We start from the raw sequence: 8,255 nt of genomic DNA on the forward strand, positions 1-8,255 counted from the left end.
GTCATCTCGTCCTCTCCATTATACGTCCTAAGTGTTCTGTCTTGTGCTATATATACAGAACCCTCAATTTTAATGGATGTAGTAGATTATCTTTACGAGGAATTAGGATATCGTCACTTTTTGTATATAGCCAAAGCGCCATTTACTGATAATTTAAACCTAACCAAACAAGTGGATAATGAAGATGAGTTTTATTTCATGTCACCCACTTTAATTAAATCTCTCCAATCAGGATTACCAGATATTAAAATATATCCGGTTTTCTTTAATAAGTATTATGTCAGAAAAAGAAAAATGAAAACCTTAGACCAGGTTTCCTATAGTCTCAAGGATACTGCTAAATTATTAAACTTGGTAGAGGACCCTAGTAAAAACGTGGTGGTATTTTTTAATCTCTTTAATGGTTTATCTGTGAAAACCAAAAACGAGGACGATCGCTTTTATAATGGGGTGATGTCCTACGCAACTTTATTAAATATCTATCAAGGAGTCCTGGACGATCAGCATATTCGGGAGGGATTGATTCATGATAACTCTCTGAAACAAGACATTCTGCAATATTTGACTTTTTTCCACTTTTACAGATTAGAAAAAAAATTAGTTAGAAACAAGATCCAGATTAAACTAGATCCCTACGATCGCGTTATTGGTGATGATTCTTTACGCAAAAAATCTGTTTTTAATCATATTAATGGAAAAGCCAATTTTAATAGTTTGGCTTTTTTGAGTGAGGTTAACTCGATTTTGTATCCCCAGAATCGACGGAGACCCCAATCGGATTCCACCAATAACCTGGTTGATCAATAAGTTGAATAATCACGATAATGATTGAGGTTGACAGATGAAAGTCGCAGAAAATTTCGGAAGATTATTTGAGGTAGGTTTCAATATTGGGATTTTATCAGCGATATCGGAAGCTAAAATTGACAATAATTTCGCTGATTTGTATAGTCGGGATTTGCAAAAATTGCGATTCTCAGAAATGCTACGGAAAATTATCAAAGATGCCAACATAACCGACGAGGAAGCCATTAGGAATAACCTGCAAAAATGGGGATTATTTTTGATTCAGAAAGGTTGGTTATCGGGGTTGAACTTTTTTCGAGAATATCTGAAATCCTTGGGAAAAAATTACCATAAGTATCATATTATTTATAATCAGTGTAGCTTTTCTGATGATAACAGTATCAACCTATTTCCCAAAGATAAACGGCTACAGATTGAGGAGTGGTCGTCGCAGTTAAAAGATGAATTTTCACCTAGACCACCGAATATCAATTGGGAAAAATACAGCCAGAAAGGTGAGTTTTTGAAAGCTGACACTTTAATGTTACTGAGACACCGAAATAACCTGAGAATATTAGTGGTAGATTTATCCATATTTTCGGTGAAAGCGATTGAAGATTTAATGGATTTAACCGATAAAAACCTAGACAACCAACGTCGGTTACTCAAACGAGAGATTAATTATCTGAAATCGAAAAGTGTTTTCGTAAAATTGCGGCTGGATACGGGAGATCCGCAAAATCTTGATGTGGAATTTTCGGAGGATATCAAACGATACTTTACCGCATTTAAGCGACAAGATAAGGAATGTGTTAAATTAATTCAAGCTGCTAGTTATGCTTATAGCTTTTATGGTTTTTTAAAACAATTCGGAATAGTCAAACCTGAAAACTCTACGATGATTAATGTAGTCGGATATAGCGATCGCAGTCTTAGCAACCTATCCCTAAATCCCCAAAGTCAACACCATTGGGATTTACTCGCTACCTGTGCGAATATTTATCAAAATGAACCCAAAGATGCAGAAATTACCGCAGCGAGAAAACAGGTAATGGATCTAATTCGCCGCAATGTCGCCAAAAGTTTTAAAAATGGTAAATCCTTCCTGAAAAATCTATCTAATATTAGTCGCGATCGCATTAATATCATCCCCCCCCACACAGAAATTATTGATAATTTTAGTTGTACCCTAGACCTGAGACAACCCCACGCGGAAGCCGTCAAAAAATACCTAAACTCAGTCCATACTTATATCTTTCTGACCGGAAATCCCGGAATTGGAAAAACTACGGCGATCGTGGATTTTTTGAAATCTCATATTGATGAGGGTTTTCTCTTCTTTTATGTCAGTCCTCGCAAACAAGTTAACCTAGATATTATCGAAAAATTCAAAAACTCAGAAACTGATCATCTTAGCGACGATCGCCTATTTTGTGTTACCACTAACTTTATCCTTCTCCAAAATAACGCACCCTCTTCAACGGTTAATTATCTCGCCACCAAACATCAAGATGAGTTTATCCTTCACTCAGTTAAATTTATCCCGATTAACCAAAGAGAAAAACCGCATTCATATCCCGGTTATAAATCAGTTGAACGCATCGCCGATAATCGCCTAAAACCATCTCCACATAAGGTTAATGGGGTATTATCAACCCTGTGTGAAGCCATATCTAATTTAATTAATGATGATTTCTCTAATCATATTGTGGCTACAGCTTGTATACAATCTTTACGCATTACTAATACTGGTAAGAATACTTTAGAAAACTTCGAGAAAATTTTTGAGACAGCATACAGCAAAAGAACTAATAAAGTTGATATTAAAAAAATGCAGTCTCTCTCCCAACGCATCAAAAATATATTTATTATGATTGATGAAATTACCGGAGATAATAGCGGGGTTGAATTTCTCGACGGGATTCGCAAAATTATTAATAAATACCAATTAACTAATCGTGAATATGGATTCAATACTAAGGTAATTGTCGCAGATGCTTCCATTGTTGACCCGGAAGTGATTACACAACACCTATCAGAAACGTCTCCCGAACCTGATAAAATTTTCTTCCGTCGGGTATCTCAACCAGATATTGATTCTATCTCGTCTAAGGAATTTGAATTTAACAAAAAGTCGGCGATCGCTATTAACGCTAACTCCTATCCCGCGAAAGATCTGACTATCACCTATAAACCCTTTATTGAATCTGTCCAATTTAATCAAGACCAACTATCGGAAACCAAAGTCCAACTTCCCAAAACTGTATTATCTAAGATTTTCACCGATATTAATCAACTCATTCAGGAACCAAATACGGGTCAGATTTTAGTTTATATCCAAGACAAAACCAGACTACAACGGCTAATTGAAGAGATCCAAAAACAGCAAACCTTTGTCAAAAATCAAGACTACTTAGAAGTTCACGCTAACCTCAGCGATACGGAAAGACAAGAAATCCATCAATATCAAAACCAGGTCAAAGTGGTATTTATGACTTCCTCCGCTAGTCGGGGTTTATCCTTCCCGAAATCTACTCATATTTTAGTGGAAGTTCCTCGGTTTCAAGTCGAAACTAACTTAATGGAAATTATCCAAGTTATTTATCGCTGTCGCGGACAGTTTTGGGAAGAAGGAAAATTGCAGACTTTTGATGATCACCAGAAATTCTTGACTTTTTACTTATGCGATCGCGCTATTTACTACGGAGATGATAGCGACCCTAATCTCTCCATTCAAGAAAGTCTGATCAGTATGTTAAACTTGCTAGTTATTCTCAAAACTGCGATCATGACCAGAATACAAGGATATGGTCAAGTGGGAAGGGGTAACTTTTTGATGATTCCCATTGGAGGAAAATCTGTTTCTGCTTCTGGTCAAAGTTTCACGGGTCAGTTATCTACCTTAATTAAGCAATTAGACAAAGAATACAAAAGAAATCCTAAAAACACTACCTTAAACACTGTCTCTACACATATCCAAGAATTGCTGAATCGGTGTGAGTTTTTGCTCAATGGTAGTGATGAATCTAAATATAGCCGCGATAATTCCAGCATCTCCTATTTAACACTTATCCGAGAATTTAATGCTGAGTTTGCTAAATATTGTGACCCCTTGACAGGTTTGCTAGAACTGAAAAAACCAGAACTTGGTCATATATGTGGTAGCTTAATCTTGGTTAATATTAACTCTGGTTTAAAAGAGTCTTACCAAATGAGATTAAGGGAAATTGCGGAATATGCGAATACGGAACTTTTAAAAAAAATGATTGCGATTCGTGAGAGTTCCCAATATCCTCCTAGTCTCACCGCTAGTATTAAAGGTGCGATCGATTTAATTGATCAACTCCAAGAACACCACTATCGGACTCAAATACTTGAACAACACAACTCCTGGGATTGTCAATATTACGCGATTCCTTTATTTACCTTTATTGTCGGAGAACAAATCCGCCATTATTTTCAGTCCCAAATACATGAAACGGACAATAACAGTTTCCGTCATATCCTCAGTCAATATATTAATCTACTCTACCCATGTGAACAAGTCCTACCTATTGGCGATCGCTATCAAGAATTCCCTTTTGTCATCTTTAGAAGTTATAGTCTTGAACAAATGCGATCTAAGGTTTTTAGCGATCGCTATCTGCTTACCTCCACAGAATTAAATATCCTCAATCTCATTCTCTCTCAAAATCACCATTGATCAGAAATTCTCTGAATTGGGGGTTGACAACTGAAAATTTCTTGGTTATAATTGGACTGGAAGGCGGAGTATGTCTATACACTTGACTATAAAATCAATGCCGATAAAGTTCCCCTTAAAAATAGTCAGAGAAAAACGGTTCATTACGAGGGATAATCATTTCCAGCAAATCCACCACTTGAGGGTCAGCGCGCAACCTTTCCACCTTATAGAAATAGCTAGGACGGCGATAATTCATCAACAAAGAAACCAGAGTTTGAATACTCATTCTCGCCTCATGACAGCTTTTTTTACGGGTAATGTTAGTGGTCCCATCATCCAGCCATTCCACCGTAAACACACCATTATTATCATTCAACAAATCATCGCGCACAATGAAAGAGAGAGAAGTCGCATTAACCGGAGGCTGAAAAGGATAGAACTTGAGCAAATTTTCGACATCAATAATGCGCGCCATATAGTAAGGTGAAATTTCCTCAGTAATCTCGGAATCATCCAGTAGAAAAGCCAAGGGGTCATTAGTATACCGCCAACCTATGACCTTTTCCACCATAGATTGATGTGCGCTAATATAGTTCCATAGACCCCGGCGACCATCTTCATCCAGATAAATCATATCCTTAATTTGAAAGATATCATTAGCAATGTAATAAAGCACATAACCCGCCGGTTGATCATTCTGATCATAATATACAGCAGCACGCAAATCATCTTGATCCCAGCGCCAATATTCCTGCCATTCTAGGGACCCACGAATCAATGCGCCATGCTGTTGTTCAGCAAATTTTTGATAAACAGCTTTGATAATATCTCCCTCGGCGTGGTCACGCCGCACATAACCAGAAACGTCAGTAATGCGCGGCAATTTATGGTCAGGAATAGTATATTTAATCTGGTCATTAATAATTTCCCAACCCTTTTTTCGATAATAGGGGATAGAATAGGGGTACAAATAAGAAATAGTTTGACCCCTAGCTTTCATCTCAAGTAATCCTTGCATAATCAGAGACTTAGCCAGACCATGTTGTGCATACTCAGGATAAGTTCCCACGCCAGTCAAACCACCCATATTATAAATCACCCCATGAATATTAACCTTCATAGGATATATAGCAATTTGGGATATTAACTTATCATGATCAAACCATCCCAAAACATGAGCAGCCTCAAGTATAGGTCGTTTTTCGCGCTCAATTTCCTCTTCATTCCAACCAATCTTATGCAAATCATGATTAGTAACTTGAAACACATAGCGCAATAATTCATTAAAGGCTTTGAGATCATCAATAGTTAATGTTCTCATCTGAAAGCCATGGTTTTTTTTCGGACTACCCATATCGAGACTCTTCCCAGTCATCAAAGTTTCCCAATAATTCCTGAATCCTATATTAATATAGCGATCGCCCCCCGCCGCCTCCCCAAGTAAGATAGAATCGCGACAGAGTGCCAAAATCTGAGTTATTGTGTTAAAATCAGCACCAACTCAGCTAGTTAAGGAAGATTTCCAACTAGAAAGAACTCTACAAATACCGTCAAACTGAGCGATCGCATGGGGGACTATGTTTCATCGAATTTCCGCACACCGAACACCAAAAAGCCCAATATTCACTACCTACCAAAAAGCCGATCGCCTATGGGGATGGGGATTATGGCTCACCGCCTTACTATTATTTACCATAGATTTAGGGGGAGTGGCCATCAGAGACTGGGACGAAGGAATTGTCGCCCAAGTAGCGCGGGAGTTAATCACAGGGAATGCTAACTGGTTACACCCGACCCTAAACGGAGACCCTTACTTAAACAAACCCCCCTTAATCCATTGGTTCATCGCCCTATTTTATCAAATAGGGGGCGTAAACGAATGGACAGCCCGTCTACCAGGAGCCTTATTAACAGCCACATCCGTACCCCTATTATACACTCTAGGGCGGGAAATTTTCCACCGTCGCACCCAGGCCATTTTTTCGGCCCTAGTTTATTTAACCCTAATTCCAGTAGTCCGTCACGGTCGTTTAGCCATGTTAGATGGGGCGGTATTATTTTTCCTAGTCCTAATGATGGTCTGCGTATTGCGCGCGCGGCGAGATTTGCGCTACGCCTTGGGGTCTGGGTTAGCATTTGGGTTATTGTGTCTCACCAAAGGAGTGCTATTAGGGGTATTATTAGGAGCGATCGCCTTCGGATTTTTGTTGTGGGATACCCCGCGACTGTTGACCTCAAAATTCCTGTGGTGGGGCTTAGGGCTAGGCTTAGTACCCGTAGCGTTTTGGTATGCTTCCCAATGGCAATATTATGGCTTTGACTTCATAATCGCCAACCTAGTAGATCAGTCCCTAGTTAGAATTTGGGAGTCGGTGGAAAACCACAAAGGACCCCCCTGGTATTATTTACTGGAAATCATTAAATTGAGCGCCCCCTGGCTATTATTCTGGTTAGGAGGATTAAGATTAGCTTGGCGCGATCGCAATTTAAGTTGGGCGCGGTTAACATTAGTGTGGACAGGAGTTTATTTAATCGCGGTATCTGCGATGAATACCAAACTCCCTTGGTATATTATGCCCATTTATCCAGCCTTCGCCCTAGCGGTAGGAAGTTATCTAGCCCTAGTTTGGGAAGAAGGAGATCATGAAATTGGTAGATGGCAAAAAACAAAGCCTTCCCCCAGCGTCCCCCCAGACCAGTTGCTAACCCCAGATTATCTCTGTCCCCGTCCCGATCGCCTCTGGCCCCTATTTAGTATCTTAGCCTTTGTAGCTTGGCTAGGAGGGCTATATTTTGGCGGAATGTTAACCCTAACTGATACCACTACTTTAGACATTAACCTTCAGTTAACCTGTGCTTCCGTAGCATTAACCATGGCTGTTAGTACCCTATTGTTAGTCGAATGCGATCGCCAATTTTTAGTCATTCTGTGCTGGGGGATGTATTTATCCCTGCTGCTATTTGTTTCCTCACATCACTGGGTTTGGGAGTTGGGCGAGTCCTACCCCGTCAAACCCGTTGCTAGTCTCATCCAACAACATACAGCCCCGGAGGCACAGATTTACACATCCTACCCCTACTCGCGACCTTCCCTAGATTTTTATAGCGGACGGCAAATACGTCCCGTAGATAGCCAAGCCCTACAGCATTACTGGCACAACTCACCCTCAGCCTATTTTCTGGTTGATCAGCAAACCCTCCATAACCTCCAACTCCCAGATAGCAGAGTTTTGGGAACTATAGAAGGGTGGACTCTAATTATGCCTTCTGAAATCCCCAAACCCATCAAAGGATTAAAGCCATTTAGGGAAAAGGGTAATCGCCTGCATCTTGCTCAAATTCGGTAATATTGGGGTCAAGTATCTGATGGCGATAATTTAGGCGATCACTTACCACCACTGCCAAACTTAACAGTAGCAGACTACTAACGATCGCCACTAAAGAAAACGGTTTAGTTGAACAAACATCACGACCAATTCTAGCCAACGGATGACTCTGCCGCCTTAGCATTCTACTGATCGCCCAATGTTGCCAAGAAAAAGGATCTCGCACATAATGACCACTGTTGCTAATTACCAGATGAGTATGGCAGTTAGGACAGGTAAACAGTCCGCCAAACACCCCTACTGAAGGCAAAACGCTAGTGTGGTGGCAAATGGGACAATTAACTGAGTGAGAGTTAAAAGTATCAGCATTCATAGATGACTGTGTGTGAGTGAACGAACTTATCACGTAAAACTCCTGGGAGGGTTGGAAGCTCCGTGATTGATCACGGAGAGGAAAC

General features: G+C 39.9%; 4 protein-coding genes and 1 pseudogene. 3 read left to right on the forward strand and 2 right to left on the reverse strand.

Annotated elements, in window-relative coordinates:
* A pseudogene (locus tag P5683_RS20510) lies at nucleotides 1-807 on the forward strand (hypothetical protein); the annotation flags it as partial.
* Nucleotides 808-841: 34 nt separating this feature from the next.
* Nucleotides 842-4,489, forward strand: a complete 3,648-nt coding sequence (locus P5683_RS20515; RefSeq protein WP_315640980.1) for a helicase-related protein — start codon at nucleotides 842-844, stop codon at nucleotides 4,487-4,489.
* A gap of 115 nt (nucleotides 4,490-4,604) precedes the next feature.
* Here the strand turns inward: P5683_RS20515 and eis are convergent, their stop codons facing one another.
* Nucleotides 4,605-5,939, reverse strand: coding sequence for an enhanced intracellular survival protein Eis (eis, locus tag P5683_RS20520; RefSeq protein WP_006625912.1), 1,335 nt, complete (start codon nucleotides 5,937-5,939; stop codon nucleotides 4,605-4,607).
* A 109-nt stretch (nucleotides 5,940-6,048) separates the two neighbouring features.
* Here eis and P5683_RS20525 point away from each other — a divergent pair, with 109 nt between their 5' ends.
* The gene (locus P5683_RS20525; protein WP_006669781.1) at nucleotides 6,049-7,818 is read left to right on the forward strand and encodes a glycosyltransferase family 39 protein; all 1,770 of its coding nucleotides are present in this window, start codon (nucleotides 6,049-6,051) and stop codon (nucleotides 7,816-7,818) included.
* Here the strand turns inward: P5683_RS20525 and P5683_RS20530 are convergent.
* Nucleotides 7,775-8,170: a hypothetical protein gene (locus tag P5683_RS20530; protein ID WP_006669782.1), complete on the reverse strand. Its 396-nt coding sequence runs from the start codon at nucleotides 8,168-8,170 to the stop codon at nucleotides 7,775-7,777. The genes P5683_RS20525 and P5683_RS20530 overlap by 44 nt on opposite strands.
* Between the last annotated feature and the right edge of the window lie 85 nt (nucleotides 8,171-8,255).

Source organism: Limnospira sp. PMC 1279.21 (assembly GCF_032349615.1).
Lineage (GTDB): Bacteria > Cyanobacteriota > Cyanobacteriia > Cyanobacteriales > Microcoleaceae > Limnospira > Limnospira fusiformis.